General features: G+C 63.9%; 23 protein-coding genes. 9 read left to right on the forward strand and 14 right to left on the reverse strand.

Annotated features, from left to right (window positions below; genetic code table 11):
• The first annotated feature begins 72 nt into the window (after positions 1–72).
• Entirely contained in the window at positions 73–1,704 is a 1,632-nt protein-coding gene (groL, locus tag IVB31_RS13975) for a chaperonin GroEL (RefSeq protein ID WP_247323051.1), read from the forward strand.
• A gap of 199 nt (positions 1,705–1,903) precedes the next feature.
• The gene (locus IVB31_RS13980) at positions 1,904–3,115 is read left to right on the forward strand and encodes a hypothetical protein (protein WP_247323052.1); all 1,212 of its coding nucleotides are present in this window, start codon (positions 1,904–1,906) and stop codon (positions 3,113–3,115) included.
• Between the two features lie 149 nt (positions 3,116–3,264).
• Here IVB31_RS13980 and IVB31_RS13985 read toward each other — a convergent pair whose 3' ends face one another.
• Together IVB31_RS13985 and IVB31_RS13990 are read right to left on the reverse strand one after the other, a co-directional pair.
• Positions 3,265–3,663 carry an META domain-containing protein gene (locus tag IVB31_RS13985; RefSeq protein WP_247323053.1) on the reverse strand — a complete coding sequence of 133 codons (399 nt, stop codon included), beginning with the start codon at positions 3,661–3,663 and terminating at the stop codon, positions 3,265–3,267.
• A gap of 141 nt (positions 3,664–3,804) precedes the next feature.
• Positions 3,805–5,469, reverse strand: a complete 1,665-nt coding sequence (locus IVB31_RS13990) for an L-lactate permease (RefSeq protein ID WP_247323054.1) — start codon at positions 5,467–5,469, stop codon at positions 3,805–3,807.
• Positions 5,470–5,782: 313 nt separating this feature from the next.
• Here IVB31_RS13990 and IVB31_RS13995 point away from each other — a divergent pair, with 313 nt between their 5' ends.
• Complete coding sequence (locus IVB31_RS13995; RefSeq protein WP_247323055.1) at positions 5,783–7,546, forward strand: ABC transporter ATP-binding protein/permease; 1,764 nt, start codon at positions 5,783–5,785, stop codon at positions 7,544–7,546.
• A gap of 256 nt (positions 7,547–7,802) precedes the next feature.
• On the opposite strand, the gene IVB31_RS14000 is transcribed toward IVB31_RS13995, so the two are convergent.
• The 4 genes from IVB31_RS14000 to IVB31_RS14015 all read right to left on the reverse strand — a co-directional run bounded on the left by IVB31_RS14000 (position 7,803) and on the right by IVB31_RS14015 (position 12,246).
• Positions 7,803–8,816 carry a TorF family putative porin gene (locus IVB31_RS14000; RefSeq protein ID WP_247323056.1) on the reverse strand — a complete coding sequence of 338 codons (1,014 nt, stop codon included), beginning with the start codon at positions 8,814–8,816 and terminating at the stop codon, positions 7,803–7,805.
• 415 nt (positions 8,817–9,231) lie between these two features.
• Positions 9,232–9,603 carry a hypothetical protein gene (locus IVB31_RS14005; protein ID WP_247323068.1) on the reverse strand — a complete coding sequence of 124 codons (372 nt, stop codon included), beginning with the start codon at positions 9,601–9,603 and terminating at the stop codon, positions 9,232–9,234.
• An 84-nt stretch (positions 9,604–9,687) separates the two neighbouring features.
• Entirely contained in the window at positions 9,688–11,010 is a 1,323-nt protein-coding gene (gene glcF / locus IVB31_RS14010; protein WP_247323069.1) for a glycolate oxidase subunit GlcF, read from the reverse strand.
• On the reverse strand, positions 11,011–12,246 hold the full coding sequence (locus IVB31_RS14015) for an FAD-binding protein (protein ID WP_247323070.1): 1,236 nt from the start codon (positions 12,244–12,246) through the stop codon (positions 11,011–11,013). It lies immediately after the preceding gene.
• A gap of 222 nt (positions 12,247–12,468) precedes the next feature.
• Here IVB31_RS14015 and IVB31_RS14020 point away from each other — a divergent pair, with 222 nt between their 5' ends.
• Together IVB31_RS14020 and IVB31_RS14025 are read left to right on the forward strand one after the other, a co-directional pair.
• Positions 12,469–12,636, forward strand: a complete 168-nt coding sequence (locus tag IVB31_RS14020) for a hypothetical protein (protein WP_247323741.1) — start codon at positions 12,469–12,471, stop codon at positions 12,634–12,636.
• Complete coding sequence (locus tag IVB31_RS14025) at positions 12,636–12,803, forward strand: antibiotic biosynthesis monooxygenase (protein WP_247323687.1); 168 nt, start codon at positions 12,636–12,638, stop codon at positions 12,801–12,803. The genes IVB31_RS14020 and IVB31_RS14025 overlap by 1 nt, the downstream gene beginning before the upstream one ends.
• Positions 12,804–12,847: 44 nt before the next feature.
• On the opposite strand, the gene IVB31_RS14030 is transcribed toward IVB31_RS14025, so the two are convergent.
• Both IVB31_RS14030 and IVB31_RS14035 read right to left on the reverse strand, forming a co-directional pair.
• Positions 12,848–14,011 (reverse strand): acyltransferase family protein, encoded by a 1,164-nt coding sequence (locus IVB31_RS14030; RefSeq protein ID WP_247323071.1) that lies wholly within the window; start codon positions 14,009–14,011, stop codon positions 12,848–12,850.
• Between the two features lie 26 nt (positions 14,012–14,037).
• Entirely contained in the window at positions 14,038–15,531 is a 1,494-nt protein-coding gene (locus IVB31_RS14035; protein ID WP_247323072.1) for an FAD-linked oxidase C-terminal domain-containing protein, read from the reverse strand.
• A 261-nt stretch (positions 15,532–15,792) separates the two neighbouring features.
• On the opposite strand from IVB31_RS14035, the gene cycA reads away from it, so the two are divergent.
• Positions 15,793–16,188 carry a cytochrome c-550 CycA gene (gene cycA / locus IVB31_RS14040; RefSeq protein WP_200470180.1) on the forward strand — a complete coding sequence of 132 codons (396 nt, stop codon included), beginning with the start codon at positions 15,793–15,795 and terminating at the stop codon, positions 16,186–16,188.
• 117 nt (positions 16,189–16,305) lie between these two features.
• Here cycA and IVB31_RS14045 read toward each other — a convergent pair whose 3' ends face one another.
• A complete protein-coding gene (locus IVB31_RS14045; RefSeq protein WP_247323073.1) occupies positions 16,306–17,262 on the reverse strand; it encodes an alpha/beta hydrolase in 957 nt (318 codons plus the stop codon).
• A 325-nt stretch (positions 17,263–17,587) separates the two neighbouring features.
• Between IVB31_RS14045 and IVB31_RS14050 the strand changes: the two genes are divergently transcribed.
• A complete protein-coding gene (locus IVB31_RS14050) occupies positions 17,588–17,770 on the forward strand; it encodes a hypothetical protein (RefSeq protein WP_247323074.1) in 183 nt (60 codons plus the stop codon).
• A 12-nt stretch (positions 17,771–17,782) separates the two neighbouring features.
• Here the strand turns inward: IVB31_RS14050 and IVB31_RS14055 are convergent, their stop codons facing one another.
• The 3 genes from IVB31_RS14055 to ykgO form a co-directional block, all read right to left on the reverse strand.
• Positions 17,783–18,043 (reverse strand): hypothetical protein, encoded by a 261-nt coding sequence (locus IVB31_RS14055; RefSeq protein WP_247323075.1) that lies wholly within the window; start codon positions 18,041–18,043, stop codon positions 17,783–17,785.
• A 123-nt stretch (positions 18,044–18,166) separates the two neighbouring features.
• Complete coding sequence (locus tag IVB31_RS14060) at positions 18,167–18,805, reverse strand: tetratricopeptide repeat protein (RefSeq protein WP_247323085.1); 639 nt, start codon at positions 18,803–18,805, stop codon at positions 18,167–18,169.
• Between the two features lie 119 nt (positions 18,806–18,924).
• Entirely contained in the window at positions 18,925–19,050 is a 126-nt protein-coding gene (ykgO, locus tag IVB31_RS14065) for a type B 50S ribosomal protein L36 (protein WP_006611362.1), read from the reverse strand.
• Positions 19,051–19,391: 341 nt separating this feature from the next.
• On the opposite strand from ykgO, the gene IVB31_RS14070 reads away from it, so the two are divergent.
• Positions 19,392–20,276, forward strand: coding sequence for an amidohydrolase family protein (locus tag IVB31_RS14070; protein ID WP_027565452.1), 885 nt, complete (start codon positions 19,392–19,394; stop codon positions 20,274–20,276).
• Positions 20,277–20,348: 72 nt separating this feature from the next.
• Here the strand turns inward: IVB31_RS14070 and IVB31_RS14075 are convergent, their stop codons facing one another.
• Complete coding sequence (locus IVB31_RS14075) at positions 20,349–21,083, reverse strand: SDR family oxidoreductase (protein WP_247323689.1); 735 nt, start codon at positions 21,081–21,083, stop codon at positions 20,349–20,351.
• A 160-nt stretch (positions 21,084–21,243) separates the two neighbouring features.
• Here IVB31_RS14075 and IVB31_RS14080 point away from each other — a divergent pair, with 160 nt between their 5' ends.
• Positions 21,244–21,603: a helix-turn-helix domain-containing protein gene (locus IVB31_RS14080; protein WP_247323086.1), complete on the forward strand. Its 360-nt coding sequence runs from the start codon at positions 21,244–21,246 to the stop codon at positions 21,601–21,603.
• A gap of 23 nt (positions 21,604–21,626) precedes the next feature.
• Here IVB31_RS14080 and IVB31_RS14085 read toward each other — a convergent pair whose 3' ends face one another.
• The gene (locus tag IVB31_RS14085; RefSeq protein WP_247323087.1) at positions 21,627–21,974 is read right to left on the reverse strand and encodes a MerR family transcriptional regulator; all 348 of its coding nucleotides are present in this window, start codon (positions 21,972–21,974) and stop codon (positions 21,627–21,629) included.
• Positions 21,975–22,000 lie beyond the last annotated feature (26 nt).

Consider the following 22,000-nt stretch of genomic DNA (forward strand, 5'->3'; position numbering starts at 1 on the left):
GATTGCGGACCCCGGACATGATGCGAGGAAGCCAGCGGCAGACACATCACGAAACAACAGGGACTGCAGAACATGGCTGCCAAAGACGTCAAGTTTTCCGGAGACGCGCGCGATCGCATGCTGCGCGGCGTCGACATTCTCGCCAACGCCGTCAAGGTGACGCTCGGCCCGAAGGGCCGCAACGTCGTCATCGAGAAGTCGTTCGGCGCGCCCCGCATCACCAAGGACGGAGTCACCGTCGCCAAGGAGATCGAGCTCGAGGACAAGTTCGAGAACATGGGCGCCCAGATGGTGCGTGAGGTCGCCTCCAAGACCAACGACCTCGCCGGCGACGGCACCACCACCGCGACCGTGCTGGCCCAGGCCATCGTGCGCGAAGGCGCCAAGTCGGTTGCCGCCGGCATGAACCCGATGGACCTCAAGCGCGGCATCGACATCGCGGTCGCGGCCGTCATCAAGGACATCGAGAAGCGCGCCAAGCCGGTCGCCGCCTCCTCCGAGGTCGCCCAGGTCGGCACCATCTCGGCCAACGGCGATGCCGCCATCGGCAAGATGATCGCGCAGGCGATGCAGAAGGTCGGCAACGAGGGTGTCATCACCGTCGAGGAGAACAAGTCGCTCGACACCGAGGTGGACATCGTCGAGGGCATGAAGTTCGACCGCGGCTATCTGTCGCCCTACTTCGTCACCAACCCCGAGAAGATGACCGCCGAGCTCGAGGACGCCTACATCCTCCTGCACGAGAAGAAGCTGTCCGGCCTGCAGGCCATGCTGCCGGTGCTGGAAGCTGTGGTGCAGTCGGGCAAGCCGCTCGTCATCATCGCCGAGGACGTCGAGGGCGAGGCCCTGGCCACCCTGGTCGTCAACCGCCTGCGTGGCGGCCTCAAGGTCGCCGCCGTCAAGGCGCCGGGCTTCGGCGACCGCCGCAAGGCCATGCTCGAGGACCTCGCGATCCTCACCGGGGGCCAGCTCATCTCCGAGGACCTCGGCATGAAGCTCGAGAACGTCACGGTGAAGATGCTCGGACGCGCCGGCAAGGTGGTGATCGACAAGGAGAACACCACGATCGTCAAGGGCGCCGGCAAGAAGCCGGAGATCGAGGCCCGCGTCGGCCAGATCAAGGCCCAGATCGAGGAGACCACGTCGGACTACGACCGTGAGAAGCTCCAGGAGCGCCTCGCCAAGCTCGCCGGCGGCGTCGCGGTGATCCGCGTCGGCGGCGCCACCGAGATCGAGGTCAAGGAGAAGAAGGACCGCGTCGAGGACGCGCTCAACGCCACCCGCGCCGCGGTGCAAGAAGGCATCGTCCCGGGCGGCGGCGTGACCCTGCTGCGTGCCAAGAAGGCGGTGGGGCGTCTGACCAACGCCAATGCCGACGTGCAGGCCGGCATCAACATCGTGCTGAAGGCGCTGGAAGCCCCGATCCGCCAGATCTCGGAGAATGCCGGCGTGGAAGGCTCGATCGTTGTCGGCAAGATCCTGGAGAACAAGTCCGAAACGTTCGGCTTCGACGCCCAGACCGAGGAGTATGTCGACATGATTGAGAAGGGCATCATCGATCCCGCCAAGGTGGTGCGCACCGCGCTCCAGGACGCCGCCTCCGTGGCCGGCCTGCTGGTGACCACCGAGGCCATGGTCGCCGAATCACCGAAGAAGGAAGCCGCGCCCGCGATGCCGGGCGGCGGCGGCATGGGCGGCTTCTAAGCCCATCCTTTCGTTCCAGTGCTACGAAGGCCGCCTCCGGGCGGCCTTCTTTTTTGCCGATCATTCTGCACGCTTTCCGATTCAACCGGCGGCCAAAACCCACTACGGTGGCGCCGATTCTAGTTGTTTGGGCATGATCTTATCGGAAACCCGCTTCACACTTTTCCGGATCATGCCCGATTGCCCGAGGATTTCGTCGATGCGCGCGCTTCTGGTTTGCCCGACAGTTTTATTGGCGGCTCTGCTTGCAGTGTCGCCCGAGATCGCCTCCGCCCAGATGAAGCTGTCGCCGAAGGCCACGGCGCCCGGCGGCGCCGAGACGCGCTATTTCACCTCGATCGACGGATTGATGGACGGCAATGCCGACGTGATCCTGAAGGAGACACGCCAGGGCAAGACCGTCACCGCGGCCGTGCTCGACGTCTGCTATCCCGTCGCGAAGAATTCCGACCGCAAGGACCGCTTCGTCGTCAATCTCCAGGTCGCGGGCCAGAACCTGACCGGCACGACGCAAAGCCTCGGCGCGAAGGCGCCCGTCACCGTCAAGCTGCTGCGCAAACAGGCCGGAGACACCTTCGAATTCCGCGGCCAGATCAGCATCGGCCAGGCGGTGACCGAGGTCACCTCGCCCGACAATTCCGATCTCAGCGAGAAGGAGTTTCTGGACAACCAGACCTCCGACGACGGCATCACGCCGCAGCCGAAGGATTTCACCGACGTCTCGCCGGAAGCGATCGCGGTCAAGGTCAAGCTGGACGCCGCGACCGAGTTCCTGAAGAGCCTGAAGGGCCAGGACGTCGAAGTGACGCTGGCGAGCCTCAATGTCGGCTGCGATGCGCTGCGCGCTGGCGAGCAGACCATCAACATGTCGGTCGATCCGGAGCGCGCAGGCGCGCTGCTGGCAAAATTCAAGGCGATGCCGGGCGTCACCGCCGCGGGCTGGACCGCGGGCATGACCGAGATGGACCGCACCATCCGCATCCCCGCCGCCGACTGGCGCGACGGCGACAAGATCAACCGCGACAAGCTCTCGGCCGCCGTGGCGGGCGTGCTGGCCAGGACACTCGCGGCAAAGCCGGTCTCGCAAAGCTTCAACCCCGCCACCGGCAAGCTCAAGCTGGTCTTCAAGCGGCCGAACCAGGATTTCCCGGCGCTCGAGCTCACCGACACGATCGAGGTTGCGGGTCTCGTCTCGCCCGACAAGCCCGGCACGACCGACAAGCTCATGCTCTGGATCGGCAGCCCCGCGACTACGACCACCGATGAGAGCAGCGGCGCCAAGCTCAATCTCTCGGACGAAGCGGCAGCCGACGAGGAAGGCGATCAGCCCGACGACAACGGCTCGGTCGAGGCGCTCGCCAAGGAGCTGAAGGGCCAGCGTTGGGACGCCGACAAGTCGGTGTGGAAATAAGCTTGTCTATCGTGCCCCGGACGCAGCGCTTAAGCGCTGCAGAGCCGCGGCCCAGGAGCCGCACGCGAGATCGTGGATGGACATCTGGGTCCCGGCTCTGCGGCGCAGCGCTTGCGCGCTACGCCTTGTCCGGGACACGAGGGCCGTGCCTAATTCCCGTTGACGCGAAAGCGCAGCGGCTTCGGGCCGACCAGCGTCAGCACGTCGCCCTGGCGCTTCCAGGTCTCGACGCTGCCGAGCGCTGCGACGAGCTCGTCGTCGGCCTGCGCCCTTGCCGGCGGACAGGAGCGGTCCTGGATCGGGCCGGGCATGAAGATCACGGTGTTCCCGGCGACCGAGAACTGGCCCTTGCCGCCCTTGCACCAGAGCTCCAGCACCACCTCGCCATTGTCGCCGATCTCGATGTTCGGAATCCGCTTCGAGCCCGGCTGCGGCAGCGCCTCCAGCGTCATCTCGGTGCCGAACGGAAAACCGTCCTCCGCACGCGCGAGCGTGGACATCGCGAGCATTGCAACCGAGACACACACCATCTGCCTGAGCGAAACCATGAGACCTCTCGACCGACCTGATCTGCGGCACCTTCTATAAGACCGCGGCGCCGTTGAGAAGGTTCGCTCGACGTGGGCGCAAAAATCCCCGCAAGGCGGCGAAGCCGTGCGGGGATCTACGTCGAGGCCGGGCGTGGCCCGCTACTTCAGCACCATCGTCGTGAACGGATAGACATAGGCCTGCAACGTCACGAGCACACCGACGAGGCAGGCCAGCACGATCGAGTGCCAGAACACGAAACGCAGGATCGTGCCCTCGTGGCCGTACCAGTTGGTCGCCGTGGAGGCGACCACGATCGACTGCGCGTCGATCATCTTGCCCATGACGCCGCCGGACGAGTTCGCCGCGCCCATCAGGATCGGCGACAGGCCAAGCTGCTCGGAGGTGATCTTCTGCAAGTTTCCGAACAGCACGTTGGAGGCGGTGTCCGATCCCGTCAGCGCCACGCCGAGCCAGCCGAGCAGCGTGCCGAAGAAGGGATAGAGCACGCCGGTCGCGGCGAAGGCGAGACCGAGCGTCGCGTCGACGCCGGAGAGCCGCGTCAGCGTGCCGATCGCGAGCATCGCCGAGATCGTGATCAGCGAGATCGCGCACAGCCGGATGGTGCGGCCGTACTGGATCAGCAGGCTGCCGGGACCGACGCCCATGAGGAAGCCCGAGATGATCGCCGCAATCAGCATGCCCGTGCCGGTGAAGGACAGGTAGGTGAAGCCGAACACCGCGCTCTCTTTCGTCGGCCCTGGCGCGACCGGCGGCATCTTGTTGATCATCTGGTGCAGCTCGGGAACGGGGTAGTTCCAGGTGAAGATCGAGTTCGCCCAGGTCTTGAAGCCGCCATTGCCCCAGATCAGCATCACGATACAGACGATGATCCAAGGCAGCAGCGCGTTGAACAGCTCGCTCTGCGTCAGTGGTGTCTTGTCGAGCGGTTTTGCCGCCGCCATGGTGGCGGCCGATTCGTCGCGGCCGCGCAGCGCCGGCGACAGCCAGAGCTGCCTCGGCTGCCAGACCTTCAGGAACAGGATCAGCGCGCCCATCGAGATCAGCGACGCCCCGATGTCGACGATCCAGGGATTGACGTAGTTCGAGATCACGAATTGCGGGACCGCGAACGACACGCCGGTGACCAGGATCGCCGGCCAGACGTCCTTCATGCCCTTCCAGCCCGCGAACGCCCACACCACCCAGAACGGTACGATCAGCGAGAAGAACGGCAATTGTCGGCCGACCATCGCACCGAGGATGTAGGGATCGAGCCCGGTGACCGAGGCAAGGCCCTGGATCGGCGTGCCCAGCGCCCCGTAGGCGACCGGCGCGGTGTTGGCAATCAGCGACAGGCCGGAAGCTGCGAGCGGCGAGAAGCCGAGGCCGATCAGCACGGCGCCGGTGATCGCGACCGGCGTACCGAACCCCGAAGCGCCCTCGAAGAAGGCGCCGAACGAGAACGCGATCAGCAGCAGTTGCAGCCGGCGGTCCTCGGTGACGCCGCCGACCGCGCGCTTGAGCAGTTCGAAGCGTCCGGTGGTCACTGTCACCTGGTAGAGGAAGATGACGTTGAGAACGATCCAGCCGATCGGGAAGAAGCCCGTGACGATGCCCAGCACCGAGGCGCGGATCGACATGTTTGCCGGCATCGTGAACACGAAGATCGTGATCAGATTGGCAACGATCACGGCGATGACTGCCGCGATATGAGCCTGGACGCGGCCGCTCGCGATCAGGACCAGCAGTGTGACGACAGGGATTGCCGCCGCAATCGTCGACAGCACAGGGCTGTGCAACGGGTCATAGACTTGATTCCACATGGTCTTCCTCCCCCACGCATGTGTGCTGCAGGCGGCCCGCGTGGACAGCCGATCCTGCTTGACGCTGAAGCGATAACCCCCGAGTTGGACGCGAATTCCTCGCGAATGCAGCGGTTCCCGTCCCGCTCACAAGCTCGCGAAATCTCGAAGGGCCCCGCCCCGCGCCGTTGAAGCCCATGCTAGGGTTGCAAGCTGCGACACGGCAACGCAAATTGCAGAACTTGCGACTTTAGTCTAAGCGCGCCATTTCCGCCCTCGTCTCAAGTCTTTGGCTCAGGGCAATTGTGCGCATCCCCTCAGGAGACCCCGCTCTGTGAAGAACATCAGCGCCACGCTCGCGACCGTCTGGCGAATCGCCATCCCTTATTTCCGATCGGAGGACAAATGGGCCGGCCGCGGCCTCCTCGCCGCCGTTGTCGCAATGGAGCTGGCACTGGTCGCAATCGACGTGCTCGTGAATCAATGGCAGAACCGGTTCTACAGCGCGTTGCAGGCGAGCGACTGGGACGCGTTCGTCACGCAGATCTGGATCTTCATCGCCCTCGCCTCCACTTTCATCGCGCTGGCGGTTTACAAGCTGTACCTGAACCAGTGGCTCCAGATCCGCTGGCGGCAATGGCTGACCCGGCACTATCTCGGCGAATGGCTGCAAGGCGCTACGCATTACCGCATGCAGCTCAAAGGCGATGCCGCCGACAACCCGGACCAGCGCATCACCGAGGACGTCAGGAACTTCGTCGAACAAACGCTGACCATCGGGCTCGGCCTGCTCTCGTCCATCGTGACGCTGTTCTCCTTCGTGATCATCCTCTGGGGTCTCTCCAATGCCGCGCCGCTGCACCTGTTCGGCAGCGATCTCATGATTCCCGGCTATCTGTGCTGGGGCGCAATGATCTACGCGATCTTCGGCACCGCGCTGACGCACTGGATCGGCGCACCGCTGGTGAACCTCAATTTCGAGCAGCAGCGCTATGAGGCCGACTTCCGCTTCAACCTCGTTCGCGTCCGCGAGAACTCCGAGCAGATCGCGCTGCTCAAGGGCGAGGGCGCCGAACGCGCCCGCCTGCTGGATCGTTTCGGCTTCGTGATCGGCAACTGGTACGCCATCATGAGCCGGACCAAACGCCTCACTGCGTTCACTGCGAGTTATCAGCAGGCCGCCGTGATATTTCCCTATGTGCTGGTGGCGCCGGCCTTCTTCGCCAAGAAGATTCAGCTTGGCGACATGATGCAGACTGCATCCGCCTTTTCCAGCGTACAGGGCGCACTCTCATTCTTCGTCACGGCTTACCGGTCCCTGGCGGAATGGCGCTCCATCGTTGCGCGCCTCGACGGCTTCGAGATGTCGGTCGATGCAGCCGCGAACCTGCCGGCGCATGAGCCGGCGATCGCCCTCAAGGTCGCCACCGGCGGTCGCAATATCGGCCTCGAGCAGCTTTGTGTGAACCTGCCCAACGGCACGCCGCTGGTGGCCCTCGGGGCCTTTGCCATCCAGACGCCAGAGCGCGTGCTGGTGACCGGACCGTCGGGCTCCGGCAAGTCGACGCTGTTCCGGGCCATCGCCGGCATTTGGCCGTTCGGTACCGGCACCATCTTCGTCCCCGAAAAGGCGAAGCTGATGATGCTGCCCCAGCGCCCCTATTTCCCGGTCGGCGTGCTGCGTGACGCCGTCGTCTATCCGGCCGCGCCCGGCGCATTCGAAGGGGCATCCGTCAGGGACGCGCTGATCGCGGTCGGGCTGCCCGACCTCGCCGAGCGCCTCGAGGAGGAAGGCCACTGGAACCGGATGCTGTCGCTGGGCGAGCAGGAGCGCCTAGGGCTCGCCCGCGCGCTGCTGCACGCGCCGGACTATCTATTCCTGGACGAGGCCACCGCCTCGCTGGACGAACCGTCAGAGGCCCGGCTGTACCGGCTGCTGACTGAGAGGCTGCCGCAGGCCACCCTCGTGTCGATCGGCCACCGCTCGACGCTCGACGCCTTCCATACCCGCAAGGTGACGATGGTGAAGCACGGCGCAGTCCACGTCCTCAGTGACGGTGGCGCGCCGGTCGAGAAGGAGCCGAGCGCGGCGCGCTGAGGCGTTGGCGGGGGCCGCCGAGCTAAGGCCCTTTGTTGCGGCCATCCTTCGAGACGCCCGCCTTTGGCGGGCCCTCAGGATGAGGTCATCATCGTGGAGAAAGCCCCGACCCTCATGGTGAGGAGCGCCGCCCTACGGCGCGTCTCGAACCACGAAAGACCCGGCCCCTCTCTCGGACACCACCAAAAGCAGTCACCCAAAGCAAAAGGGCGGCAGGTTGCCCTGCCGCCCTCATCGAGTCGCTTCGGGAAGAAGCTTACTTCAGGTTGGCCATCGCCGTCAGATCGAAGGACAGCTTGGCGATACCAGCCGCGCCGCACCAGTTGGATCCAACGCCGGTCGGGTTGATGGAGGTGACGCTGGTGGTGCCCGAGCCGTTGAAGGCGCTGGTGAAGGCGTTGCAATTGCCCTTGTTCAGGTCGGTGTCGGAGTAACGCAGATCAAGGGTGAACACCTTGTAGGTGAAGCCGATGCCGACGTTCCAGGTGTTGTAGTCGGCGTACTTGATACCGTTCGGGAACGGACCAGCGAAGCCGGGATTGGTGAAGCCGGTGCCGTAGAACGAATCACTGGTACCGAGGAACTGACGGCCGAACTCACCCGACACGTACATGCCGACGCCGCTCGCACCAAAGACCGTGCTCGGCGCGATGTACTTGGCGGTGACTGACAAATAATCGCCCCACGCGCCGGAGTTCAGGAAGTTCGGCGAATAATATTCGTTCAGGCCGAACGCCCAGTTGTCGTTAACCGTATAGGTCACCTTGCCGTAGACTTCGAAGAAGCTGACGTCTTTCTTCATGACGTTGCCGTTGAGAAGGAAGTTGGTGGCGCACTCGGCGCTGAGCGCTTTGCCGGCCGTGTCGACGGGAGCGCCGTAGTAGCAGGTGCCGCCCGGGTACAGGTAGCCCCAGACGCCGATGTCGAAGGCAAACGCGCCGAAGGTCGGGCGGATACCGCCGTAGATGTCGACTTCAGCAGCGGCGCGGTTGGCGAAGGAGATGCTCTCGGCCGAGACGCCGACGTAGAGCTGGAGGTCCTTGTTGACGTTGTAGCGCGGCTCGAAATAGGCCGCGACCGACGGCTTGTGGTTCGACTGGGTGACGCCGCGGAAGATGTAGTCGCTCATGATGGCGCCGCCGAAGGCGATATCCCAGGGGTCAAACGCAACCACCGGCGGGGCTTTCCGAGCCTTCACCGCCATGTCTGCCGCGAAAGCCGAGCCCGTCACCATTGCCAGCGCCGTTGCCAACAAAGCTACTTTTTTCATTTCGATCCCCATCACCAGTTCTTAGACCCCAGTCGGATCCCGGAAGCCCCCCGGGGTGCACGACCTGATTGCAAATTTCCTAACTGCGGCAATTTGGATTGAGGGATGTCCGCCGTGAAGCAAAAAACACAGGCATCTGCCGACTTTTTGGGCTTTCGGACGATTCCACGAAAGGTTGTCAGGTTGTGTTGCTTCTCGATCACATTATTTGCCTTCCAAAGTGCACAAGCAGGTCCGGGTTAGTACGGACCTGATGGCACCGTGCTGTCCGGGCTACGAATCAGGCCGCTCCCCGACGTGACCGTCCGGGCAAGCCGTCGCGGCGATGCAAAAAGGCCGCAACGTCACCGCTGCGGCCTTCCTGTTGTCGACGACGATCGTCGGATTGGATCCAGCCTTGGATCCAGCCTTGGACCTAACCTTGTCCCTCGGCCGGCGTCGCTTCCGCAGAAGACGAAGGCATCGCCCAGCTTGTCTCGGCGGCAGGCTCGGGAGCCGGAGCTGCCGGCGCTGACGGCTTCGGCGCGGGAGCTGCCTTCGCCTTCTTCGGTGCCGCTTTCTTCGCAGCCTTCTTGGCGGCCTTCTTTGGGGCAGCCTGCTTAGCGGACTTCTTGGCCGACTTCTTGGCTGCCTTCTTCGGCGCAGCCTTCTTCGCAGATTTCTTCGTGGCCTTCTTGGCAGACTTCTTCGCGGACTTCTTGGCTGCCTTCTTTGCGGTCTTCTTCGCCGCTACAGCCTTCTTGGCCTTTTTGGCCTTCTTGCTTTTTTTCTTCTTCGCTTTCGCCATCGTGGTCCTCCTGTTGCCGCCGAACAATGGTCGATCGGGCGTCTTCAGCCGTCACCTCCGGACGAAAGCTCAGCCTTTGAAAGCTTAAACTTGCGCGTTCAATGCCGGCCGCGACCCGCCCGTAGCCCAATCGAGAAGCTCAATCGTGTGTACGACCGGAACTGACGTGCCACTGGCAATCTGCACCATGCAGCCGATATTGCCTGCGGCAATCATGTCCGGCTTGACGCTTGCGATGTTGGCGACCTTGCGATCGCGCAACCGACCCGCAAGCTCGGGCTGGAGAATGTTGTAGGTCCCCGCCGAACCGCAACACAAATGGCTCTCCGGCACATCTTTCACCACGAATCCATTCTTGGAAAGCAATTCTTTCGGAAGGCCCGTGATTTTCTGCCCGTGCTGCAACGAACATGCGGAGTGATAGGCGACGACGATGTTGTCCTGTCGCGCAGTCGGTTCGAGTCCGAGGGCGGCGACGTATTCGGTGATGTCCTTGGTGAGCGCGGAGACCATCGCCGCATCGGCGGCAAATGCGGCGTCCTCTCGCAGCAGATAGCCGTAGTCCTTGATCACGGTGCCGCAGCCGGACGCCGTCACCAGGATGGCGTCGAGCCCCTCGCCGGCCGCTTCCGTGCGCCACGCCGCGACGTTGGCGCGAGCCCGCGCCAACGCGTCCTGGTCGTTGCCGAGGTGATGGGTCAGCGCGCCGCAGCACTGCTCGTCCCTGACAAGGACGACCTCGATGCCATGGCGCGTGAGGAGACTGATGGCGGCCTGGTTGATGCGCGGCGCCAGCACCTGCTGGGCGCAGCCCTGAAGCAGCGCGACCCGGCCACGCTTCTTGCCGAGCGCTGCGAACACGCTGCCGGCGGCGGGCCCCGGCGGCGGCAGCCGGTTCGGCGCCAGCGCCAGCATCGCCTTGAGGCGCTGAATCAGGCCGGGCGTCGCCGACGGCCGGGGCGTCGGCAGGAGCACGGCCAGCGGACGGGCCAGCCGCGCCAGCCACATGCTCATGCGAAAGCGCTGCGGATCCGGCAGAACGAAGGCCAGCACCTGGCGCAGCAACCGCTCGGTGAGTGGCCTCTGATAGCGCTCTTCGATCCTGACCCGGGCCTGGTCGACCAGGTGCATGTAGTTCACGCCTGAGGGACAGGTCGTCATGCAGGCCAGGCACGACAGGCAGCGGTCGACATGCTTGACCACCTCGGCCGTCGGCGCCTGGTCCTTCTCCAGCATCTCCTTGATCAAATAGATGCGACCGCGCGGGCTATCGAGCTCGTCGCCGAGCAGTACATAGGTCGGACAGGTTGCGGTGCAGAAGCCGCAATGGACGCAGGCACGCAGGATCTTGTCGGCTTCGGCGATGTCGGGGTCGGCGAGCTGCGCGAGTGAGAATTCGGTCTTCATTCAGCAAGCGCCCCGCGTCAGCCGTCCCCGGTTGAGGATGGTCTTCGGATCGAAACTGGCGCGCACCCGCTCGCTCAACGCGGCAATGCCAGGCGCCTGCGGATGGAACACGTCGACACCGCGCCTGACGTCGTCAGCGGCCCGGATCAGCATGGCATGCCCGCCGACGGCGTTCGCGCGCTGACGCACGGAAGGCGCATGCGCGTCCGGCTTCGGTGGCAACGCCGCCCAGATCAGTCCGCCGCCCCAATCGTAGATCACGTCGCCGCCGGTCTCGCGCGTCAGTTGAGTCCCGAGCGCCGCGCCCGACGCCGGCGGACAGACGATTCGCCAGACTGGCCAGGCCCCCAGCGCGCCGCCAGCCGCGAACGGCAGCACGTCGCGGATCGCGGCCCAGAGCGCCGCGGACGCGATGTCCTCGACCAGGGTCGCGGTTCCGAACGGGACCAGCAATTCGCGCAGCGAGCCGGCACGGTGGGCGACTGAGGCGGTAATGCCTTCGAGCCGCAGCACTGTCAGCGCCTCGCCCTGGCCCGCGATATCGCCAAGCCCTTCGGTTCTGGTCCGGAACGCCGATTTGGGCAGGTGCGCGGCCCCGGAGACATCGAAGGGCGAGCCCAGCGCCGCAATCATCGCCTTGTTGGCGGCGGCATCGTCGAGCCCGCGCAGCAGCAGCGTCCGCTCGGCCTCCGGCTTCGGCATCACCTTCAGCGTGACCTCGGTCATCACCGACAATGTGCCCCAGGACCCCGCCAGCAGCTTGCAGAGGTCGTAGCCGGTGACGTTCTTCACGACCTTGCCGCCGGTCTTGAAGCTGTCGCCGAAACCGGAGACGGCATGTGCGCCAAGCAGATGGTCGCGCGCACCGCCCGCCTTGATCCGGCGCGGACCGGCGAGCCCGGCCGCGATCATGCCGCCGATGGTGCCTGATACCGGCGTGCCGAGCAGCGGTGCGGTGTTCATCGGCTCGAAGGCGAATTGCTGGTTCTTGGCATCGATCAGCGACAGCACGTCGGCGAGCGGCGCGCCGGCCTGGAGCGTGATGATCAGCTCATTGGGTTCGTAGGCGGTGACCGCATTCAGCGCGGAAACGTCGAGCACGGCGTTGGTCGCCATCGCATGGCCGATGCCGCGCTTGGAACCATGACCGATGATCTCGAGCGGCTGCTCATTGGCAATCGCCGTGCGCACCACCTCTTCGACGTCTTTGGCGTCTCTGACCTTGAGCGTATCCACAGGAAAAGCCGGTAGCGAAATTCGCCGCGAAAATCAAATGCGGCGTGATGCTGGCTACCATTGCCGGCGCGATCGGATTCACCGCGGGCCACGGCGACGCTTCGATCAGGATCGAAGCGTTCACGACATCGACACTTCGATCACCGGCGAACCAAAGCCGGCTGGCCATCGCTACAAGTCTGCTCCGATCGCGATCGAGACCAGCCGATGGAGACGGACATCATGGACCACTATGCCGCGCAAAAATCTCTGAGCGCCGCCGTCGACGGCGGCGGCCTGCTCGTGGTCGCACAATGGGAGGCCAAGCCCGGCGAGGCCGACAAGATCGCCGCCATCCTCGACCGCTTCCTGCGGAGGCGCAGCGTGAGGACGGGGTCAAGCTGTTCCTGATCTCGCGGGCTAAGGACAATCGGGCCCAGTTCCTGTTCTACGAATTGTTCCGCGACGAGGCGGCGTTCAAGGCACATCAGGAGAGCGCGCACTTCAAGACCTACATCGCCGGCGAAGCGCTGCCGCTGTTGGCAAAGCGCGAGCGGGCGCAGTACGGGCTGCTGTAATAGCCTGCTTGCACGCCGCGGCTCAGACGGGCCGCGGCGTACCGTTAGATGATCGCGCGCAGCGGTGATTTGCGCAGGATCAACGCCGAGACGGCTAGGCTGCCGATCGCGGCCAGCATCGTCAGCAGGAGCGCCTTCGTGAGTGCGAACAGCGGCAGCGCGTGCAAGAGGAGCGCGAAGCCGATCAGGATCGGCGGGTGAATCAGATAGACGCCGAAGGCGTTGTCAGAGAGCCATTTGGCGACCGGACCCTGCGCATCGAAATGGCGACGGTAGACGGCCAGCATGAGGAGGCCCATGCCGACGCAGACCAGCGCCTCCCACAGGCATTTCCCGGCACTGACGAGGTTGAAGCCGCCTGCATAGAGCGCCGTATCGCCGTGCAGGCCGCCACCGAACAGCACAAGTGCTGCAAACAGCGGCGCAGAGAGGGACAACGCGAGCAGTCCCCAGCGAATGCAGGAGCGTTCGGCAACCCCAAGCATCCAATTGCCGCGATAGCCGAAGCTGCCAGCTGCGAACATATGAAGATATTGAGGGATGTCGCCAGGGTGAACGTTGAGCACGGAGGCATCGGCGGGGATCGCAATGCGGACGGCAAACGTGCTCGCCGCCATGGCCGCAACGAACGGGACAATCCCCGTGGCGCGCAGCGCGACCTGGGGCTCCCGCCATCCGGTCCGGCGGATCAGGCCATAGAGGAGCGAGACCAGCAGCAGCACCGCGCAGAACCACATCGGCCCCGTCTCGGAGAGCCATTCGCCGTCTTTCAGATGGGTCAGCCATTGATGGCCGAAACCGCCCTTGCCCCATGTCCAAGACAGAAAATACTGCGTCAGCGGACCGATCACCAACATGTAGAGCAAGGTCGGCAGACCGAGCCTAAGCAGCCGATCACGCGCAAATCTCGAAAGTCCTTTCCGATCGAAGGCGCCGGCGGCGAAATAACCGGCGATGAAAAATAGCGCCGCCATGAAGAAGGCCTGAAGAAAGCTCTGGTAGACGCCGAGGAACAAGGCCGTGCCAAAGCCGGTCTCCTGCCTGTCGACATAGTACCAATTGCCGAATGGGCTGTAGGTGTCGGCCGCGTGCATACTCAGCACGAGAATGATCATCGACCAGCGGATGTTGTCGATGAACAACAGGCGCGACTTCACCTGCGTCCTAGCCGGTGCTTCCTCCGTGACACTGATCAGAACGTCCGCCATGTCGTAGCCAGATCGGATATCCCGCGTCAGAACCGCGGAATATCGGGAAACGCCAGCTTGCCTGCATGGACATGCATGCGACCGAGCTCGGCGCAGCGGTGCAGGGTCGGAAACACCTTTCCGGGATTGAGCAGGCCTTGCGCGTCGAAGGCGCATTTCAGGCGCTGCTGCTGGTTGAGGTCGATCTCCGAAAACATCTCCGGCATCAGATCGCGCTTCTCGATGCCGACGCCGTGCTCACCGGTGAGCACGCCGCCGAACTCGACGCAGGCGCGCAAAATGTCGGCGCCGAAGGCTTCGGCGCGCTCGATCTCGCCGGGCTTGTTGGCATCGTAAAGGATCAGGGGATGCAGATTGCCGTCGCCGGCATGGAACACGTTGGCGCAGCCGAGCTGGTATTTTTCCGAGAGCTCGCGGATGCGCGCCAGCGCCTTCGGCAGCGCGCCGCGCGGAATCGTGCCGTCCATGCAGAGATAGTCCGGCGAGATGCGGCCGACGGCGGGGAACGCAGCTTTCCGGCCGGCCCAGAACAGATTGCGCTCGGCCTCCGAAGTCGAGATCTGGCAGGTGGTCGAGCCGCAGGCGTTCGCGATTCCCTCGACGCGCGTGATCAGTTCGTCGACCTCGATCTTGGGACCATCGAGCTCGATGATGAGGAGCGCCTCGACATCGAGCGGATAACCGGCATGCACGAAGGCCTCCGCGGCGTGGATCGCAGGCTTGTCCATCATCTCCATGCCGCCGGGAATGATGCCGGCGCCGATGATCCGCGCTACGCATTCGCCGGCCGCCTCGACTTGCGCGAAGCCGACCATCAGTGCGCGTGCCGTCTCCGGCTTTTGCAGGATGCGCACCGTGATCTCGGTGATGACGCCGAGCAGTCCTTCCGAGCCGGTGATGACGCCCATGAGATCGTAGCCGGCGTTCTCCGCCGACTTGCCGCCGATGCGCAAAATCTCGCCGCTCATCAGCACGATCTCGCAACCGAGCACATTGTTGGTGGTCATGCCGTATTTCAGGCAGTGCACGCCGCCGGAATTTTCCGCGACATTGCCGCCGATCGAGCAGGCGATCTGCGAGGACGGATCGGGCGCGTAGTAGAACCCGGCATGTGCCACGGCCTGGCTGATCGCGAGGTTGGTGACGCCGGGTTCGGTGACGACGGCGCGATTGTCGAAATCGATCTCGCGGATGCGCTTGAACTTGCCGAGGCCCAGGAGCACGCCGTCTTCCAGCGGCAGCGCGCCGCCGGACAGCGAGGTGCCGGAGCCGCGCGGCACCACCTTGATGCCCTGCTCTGCACAATATTTCAGGACGAGCGAAACCTGCTCGGTCGTATCGGGCAGCACCACGACCATCGGCGGCTGCCGATAGGCCGTCAGCCCGTCGGATTCATAGGCCCGCATCTCGGCAGGCGTATCGATCACGCCTTCGCCCGGAACGATTGCGCGCAATGCAGCCACGATCTCAGCGCGGCGCGCGAGTACGGCCTGGTCGCTCGCAGGCATCATGATGGCCATATCAAATCCTTCATGGCATATCCGTCCGGCTGACGCCGCGCGGTCGATTTGTGGCGGCAAATCAACCACGTCCGCGCTGGTTTGGGTAGGCCGTCCGAAAGTCGGAGCACGATCTTGCGCAAGTTCGCTCTGGGACAAGTCGGAAATCGTGAAACCTGTCATGGTTTCGTGGCTTGTCCAAGCCGAGCAGGCCTGCCAAAACGAGCAGGCCCGATGATCGCCGACCATGAGACCCACCAGGGAAGAGACGAAGAGCACCCGATGAAAAAACTGACTTTTGGCGCACTGATGATCCTCACCGTGACTGCCACGGCCACCTCCGCGATGGCGCAGGATGCCGCGGCCGGCAAGTCGTCCTTCAACAAATGCCTGGCCTGCCACGCGATCGGCGAAGGCGCCAAGAACAAGGTCGGCCCCGAGCTCAACGGCCTCGACGGCCGCAAGTCGGGCACCGCGCCGGACTACAATTATTCGGATGCGAACAAGAATTCCGGCATCACCTGGAACGAGGCGCAGTTCAAGGAATACATCAAGGACCCCAAGGCCAAGATCCCCGGTACCAAGATGGCGTTCGCCGGCATCAAGAACGAGACCGAGATCAACAATCTCTGGACCTACGTCTCGCAGTTCGACAAGGACGGGAAGATCAAGCAGTAAGCGCAGGACGGCGGTCGCCAAAGCTTCGGTTCTGATTGAATCAGAACCGTAGCTCTGGCTTCTTGTTTTGACGCGTTTTCTTCACGCGAACCGGTATCCACTTCGCTCGAAAACGCTCTAATTGGCGACCGCCTGCATGGGAGCGATCCTCCCGATCATCGCCTCGATCTCCGTCTTCACGAGATCCGGCACCGCGTTCTGCACCATGTGGCCGAGATCAGACAGCACGATCAGCTTCGCATTCGGTACAGTGGCGGCGAACGGGCGGGCGTGGATGTCGGTCTTCACGGTCTTGTCGGGCTCGCCGGCGATGATCGTGACCGGCGCCGATATCTCGCCATAGCGCGCAACTTGCGCGGCGACCGCTTGCTTCAGCGTCACCAGATCATAGGCATTGGCGATGAACTCGCGCGGGCGCAGCAGCAGCGGCGTCGCGGAGTCCCGCACGAAACCATCGGGCATCATTTGCGGCAGAAAGACGTTGCGTGCGCCGGGCTCGCTGAGGAAATAGCCGAGCGGCAGGGTTATGGTGTAGGCCAGCAGCGGGCCGATCACGGGCGTTGCGATGATCTCGTTGTAGCGGCCGACGCCGCCGCGCCAGGGATGAGTGACGGGCGCGAGCATCACAAGGCCCGCGACGCGGCCGGGATGATCGAGCGCCAACCGCGCGCCGAGCGCGCCGCTCCAGGAATGCACGACAAAGACCGCGCGATCGATCCCGAGCTTGCCGAGCGCCTCATCGATCATCCGCGCCTGGACCTCCGGCGTCGAATCCTGCCGGCGCGCCCGCGTGCTCCAGCCATGACCGGGACGGTCGATCAGGATGACGCGGTGGTCTTTGGCCAGGAGGTCGCCGAGCGGACGCCGCATCGCTTCGAGGTTGGAACTCGCGCCGTGCAGCATCACGATCGGCAGGCCCGAATCGCGCGGGCCGATATCGACGACGTGCAGCACGGCGCCTTCGACCTCGACCATGCGGCCCTGAGGTGGAAAGGCGCGTTGGACGGCGAGGATTCCGGCCTGCGTGACCAGCGCCAGCAGAACCAGCGCGGTCACGACTGACATCACGATCATGGAGAGAATCCGGGCGATCCTGGGCACAGGGCAGTTACGAGGCTTGCGGGCGGCAGTTTCGCCCGGTGAGACCCCGCGCTCCACCTGAAATGCCGGGGCTGTGGATATGTGCATAATTCCGGCAGGGAAAAGGCAACGAAATCAATGACGCCCCCCTCAGCGCGCAAGCCCCGGACCAGCTTCATGCAGTCGTCATCGCGGCTTCCATATAATCGCCACGGTCGGTTCCGCCATTTAGACGCGGGTGGGCGCCGATCCTGCTCGCAACCCCCGGGGATGCGGGAAAGGCCGGCAGGATTGTCCTGATTTGAACCGGAGAATGTCGATGAGCCTCAGATCCAACGACACTGCGATCGACGAGATCGTGGCAAGCTGCAACGGCGACCTGCGCGGTGCCGTTCGCGCGCTGCTGCTGATCAACGAGCACCTCGAGACGGAGCTTGCAAAGGCTTACGCCGCAGCGGTCGATCGCGGCCTCGCGGAGCGCGACGGCAGCGTTTTGCACTAGGTCGCTATCGACCTAGTTCGTGCGGTCCTCGTCCTTTTGCTCGTCAGGCGTGAGCGCCGGACAGGCGCGAATCGTCGAACGGGCAAGCCTGGCATCGGCCCTGGACTTGTAAGGACCGTCGCCGAACCAGACGTCACCGATGATCACGGGATTGCTGGTGATGATGTTGCATTTTCCGGTGGCGCGGTTGCCGACCACCCAGAACAGCCCGTCGGCGAGGCTGACCGTTCCCGACGCGAGCAGCAATACACCTGCAAAGATCAAACGCTTCATGGCTGTGCTCCTGCCAAGAAGGTAGGCCCGCGGCGGCGTCATCCATACCCTTGTAGCGCGGCGCTTGTCATCGTGGTTAATCCGCCCGCGCCGCATTCGCTCGAGCAATGATCGACTTGTCCGCTAAATATCGCGGCCTTCGACCTTCTCGGTCAGCGCCTTGACCTGGTCGGGGATCTTCTCGAGATGCGGATTGACGGCGAGCGCCTTGCGGTAGGCCTCGAGGGCGCGCTTCTCGTCGCCAACCTCCTGCATGATCATGCCGAGGCCGGCGAGCGCGCCGAAATGACGGGGCTCGCGGATCAGCACCTCGCGGATGTCTGCAAGCGAGCGGCCGTAGTCGTTCTGCATGTAGTAGAGCGTCGCGCGCCGGTTCCAGGCCTCGATGTAATCGGGCCTGAGCTTGACGACCGAATCCAGCAGCTTGATCGCGACCTCGATCTTCTTGGCGTCGACCGCGGTCTTGGCCCGCGCCATCAGCAGCGCCGCGGTGTCGCTCGGGGTCTGGATCCAGATCGCCCAGATCCGCGCCTCGACATGCTTGGCGCTGGCCTCGTCGGGCGCAGCTTTCAGCGCGCCGAACAGAAAATCGAGATTCTTGGTGCGGTCGACCTTGGGCAGCTTGGCCGGCGCTTCCGGGAGCTTCTTCTGATTGCCGGGGGCAGCCGGCGGATCATTCTGCGCCAGTGCCGGAGCGAGGCCGGCGGTCGCGAGAACGAGGGCCAGACACAGGGTGCGCGCGAAAAGGAATCTCACTGCCATGGTCGAAGTGTAAACGCGCAAAGCCGCCCTTGCATAGCAGGGGCGGCGTCAAACTCGTGTGAGACCGTGGTCTTGCGGGGCGCGCGTCGGGCGTCCGGCAGGGCAATCAGCCGCTTAGATCAGCCTTGGCGAGCCTTGAAGCGGCGCTGCACCTTGTTGATCACATAGACCCGGCCCTTGCGGCGGACCAGGCGGTTGGCGCGATGGCGACCGCGCAGCGATTTCAGCGAGTTACGGACCTTCATGGCAGAATCCTGAACGTTCGAAAGGCCGTGTCCGGCACTACCGTTTCGGCGCGCGCGAATGTGGCAAAATGAGATTTTTCCCGCTGGCGGACCGACCGCCCGGGACGGGGCGGTTTCTAAGGCATGGTGGGAGGTGATGTCAATGTTAACTGGCCCGTTCCCAGCCAGCAAATTCTCGAAAACAACCCCATGCAAAGTAGAAAGGACCGGTTCGGTCCAATCTATCCGGTTTCGGCCAACCGTCGCAAAGACTTTTGCGGGCTGCGACTTTGCCTCCGGCGACGCCTTGCCAATTTCGTTATATCATATAATCAATTCGGCAACCCGTCGGGAGGACACCCATGCCGAAGCTGAAGCTGCCCAACATCGACGACGTCGTCGCCATCGACATCCATACTCACGCCGAGGAGCCCTGCGGCACCCATCCCGACGACGGCTATGACGATTTCCAGGCGCAGATGGCGGACTATTTCAAGTCGCCGCACAAGCATCCGCCAACCGTGCCGGAGACCGCGGCCTATTACCGCTCCAAGAACATCGCCGCGGTGATCTTTCCGGTCGATGCCGAGCGCGAGACCGGCTTCCGCCGCTACAAGAATGAGGAGATGCTGGAGATCGCCTCCGACCATCTCGACGTCCTCATTCCCTTCGTCTCGATCGATCCGCACAAGGGCAAGCTTGGGGTGCGCGAGGCGCGCAAGCTGATCGAGGAATACGGTGTGCGCGGCTTCAAATTCCATCCGACCATGCAGGGCTTCTACGCCAACGACCGCATGGCCTATCCGCTCTACGAAGAGATCAACAATGGCGGCGCGATCGCGCTGTTCCACACCGGCCAGACCGGCGTCGGCTCCGGCATGCCCGGCGGCATGGGCATGCGGCTGAAATATTCCAACCCGATGTACATGGACGACGTCGCGGCAGACTTCCCCGACCTCAAGATCATCCTCGCCCATCCCTCCTTCCCCTGGCAGGAAGAGGCGCTGTCGGTCGCGACCCACAAGCCGAACGTCTATATCGACCTCTCCGGCTGGTCGCCGAAATATTTCCCGCCGATTTTGGTGCGCTACATCAACTCGATCCTGCAGGACAAGATGCTGTTCGGCTCGGACTGGCCGGTGATCACCCCGGACCGCTGGCTGTCGGATTTCGCCAAGATCGAGATCCGCGACGAGATCCGGCCGAAGGTGCTGAAGGCGAACGCGCGCAAGCTTCTCGGGATCTAAGCGCGTACTCGTCAGCGCGTTGAGGGCTTCGGTCCCGGTGACCGAAGCCCTCACGCTCAGACGCTCATGCCCTCAGACCTGCGCAAGGCCTCCATCGACAAAAACCTCACCGCCGGTCATGAAGCTGCTGTCTGACGACGCTAGGAAAGCGGCCACCGCCCCTGTCTCGCTCGGGTCGCCGACGCGCCCGATGGGCGTCATGCTTCCGAGCGCATCAAAGGCTTCCTCGCCGACAATCTCCAGCGCCAGCTCCGTCTTGGTCGGCCCCGGAGACAGTACGTTGACACGGATGCCCGTGCCGCGCAGGTCCTGCGCCCAGCTCCGCGCCAGATTGCGGACCGCGGCCTTGGTCGCGCTGTAGATGCTGAACTGCGGCGTCCCCATCACGCCCGTGCTCGAACCGGTCAGGATGATCGACGACCCCTGCTTCATCAGTGGCAGGGCCTTCTGCACCGAAAACACCAGTCCTTTCACATTGACGTCGAAGATGTGATCGTAGTGCTCGACCGTGATCTCGCCGAGCGGCGCGAACAACCCGGTGCCAGCATTGGCGAACAGGATGTCCAGCCCGCCGCGTTCGGCCTTCACCGCCGCGTACAGCCCGTCGAGGTCGGACAGATCCGTCACCGAGCCCCTGATGGCGCGCGCCGAGGGACCGAGTTTTGCAACGGCCGCGTCGAGCGGCTCCTGCCGCCGCCCGAAGAGGTAGACGAACGCGCCTTCGTCGATGAACCGTTTGGCCGCTCCAAATCCGATGCCGGTTCCACCGCCCGTCACCACTGCCGTCTTGCCTTTTAGTCTGCTCATGATGTGCTCCTTCACTAGGGTTGCACTGAGCTGGCGGCGTGCCCACTTATCGACAAGTATGCACCTTTTGGTAAGTACCCAAAAAATGTCGACAGATCTCTCAGAGCCAACCTTCACACCTGCGCCGTCTTCACCACCGGTCCGGAGCTGCACGCCGACTTTGCCCGGTTTTACATGCGGTCTGGATGCGACCTTGCGGGTCATCGCCGGCAAGTGGAAGCCGCTGATCCTCTACTTCGTCGCCCAGGATGGGCCGACCCGGTACGGCGAGCTCCGGCGCGCCGTGCGCGACGTCAGCGACAAGATGCTGATCCAGCAGCTCAAGGAGCTGGAGGCCGACGGTCTCGTGAAGCGGACCGACTACAAGGAAGTGCCTCCGCGGGTGGACTACAGTCTCACCCCCTTGGGCCACAGCCTGGCCCAGGCGCTGGTGCCGCTCTGCTCGTGGGGCACGGAGCATATGGCGGATGTCAGCCGCGTCTTCGCCGAGCGCGAGGCCTGGAATGCAAAAGGGCGATAGGCTGATGGACGCGTTGCGTCCGATCAGTTCACGCTTGCCAGATAGCCCGCCAGAATCGTGCGGCTTTGGCTGAGCGTCTCGATGCGCTCGTCGATCAGGCCGACCTGCTGGGCGAGTATTCTTCGCAGCTCGTTGCACGGCGTGAACGCCGGATCGTTGTTGCGCACGCACGGCAGTAAGCGCTGGATCGTTTCGAGCGTCATCCCGGCTGCGCCAAGCATCTTGATCCGTCGCACGGTTTGCTCTTCCTCCGACCCGTAGTCGCGGTAACCGGCCTCGGTCCGCGACGGCGCCAGCAACCCTTCGCCTTCGTAGTAGCGCAGCATTCGAACGCTGACGCCCGTCCGCCTGGAGAGCTCGCCAATTTTCATCTGAAAACCTCTTGACCCTTACAGCG

Source organism: Bradyrhizobium sp. 21 (assembly GCF_023073335.1).
Taxonomy (GTDB): domain Bacteria; phylum Pseudomonadota; class Alphaproteobacteria; order Rhizobiales; family Xanthobacteraceae; genus Bradyrhizobium.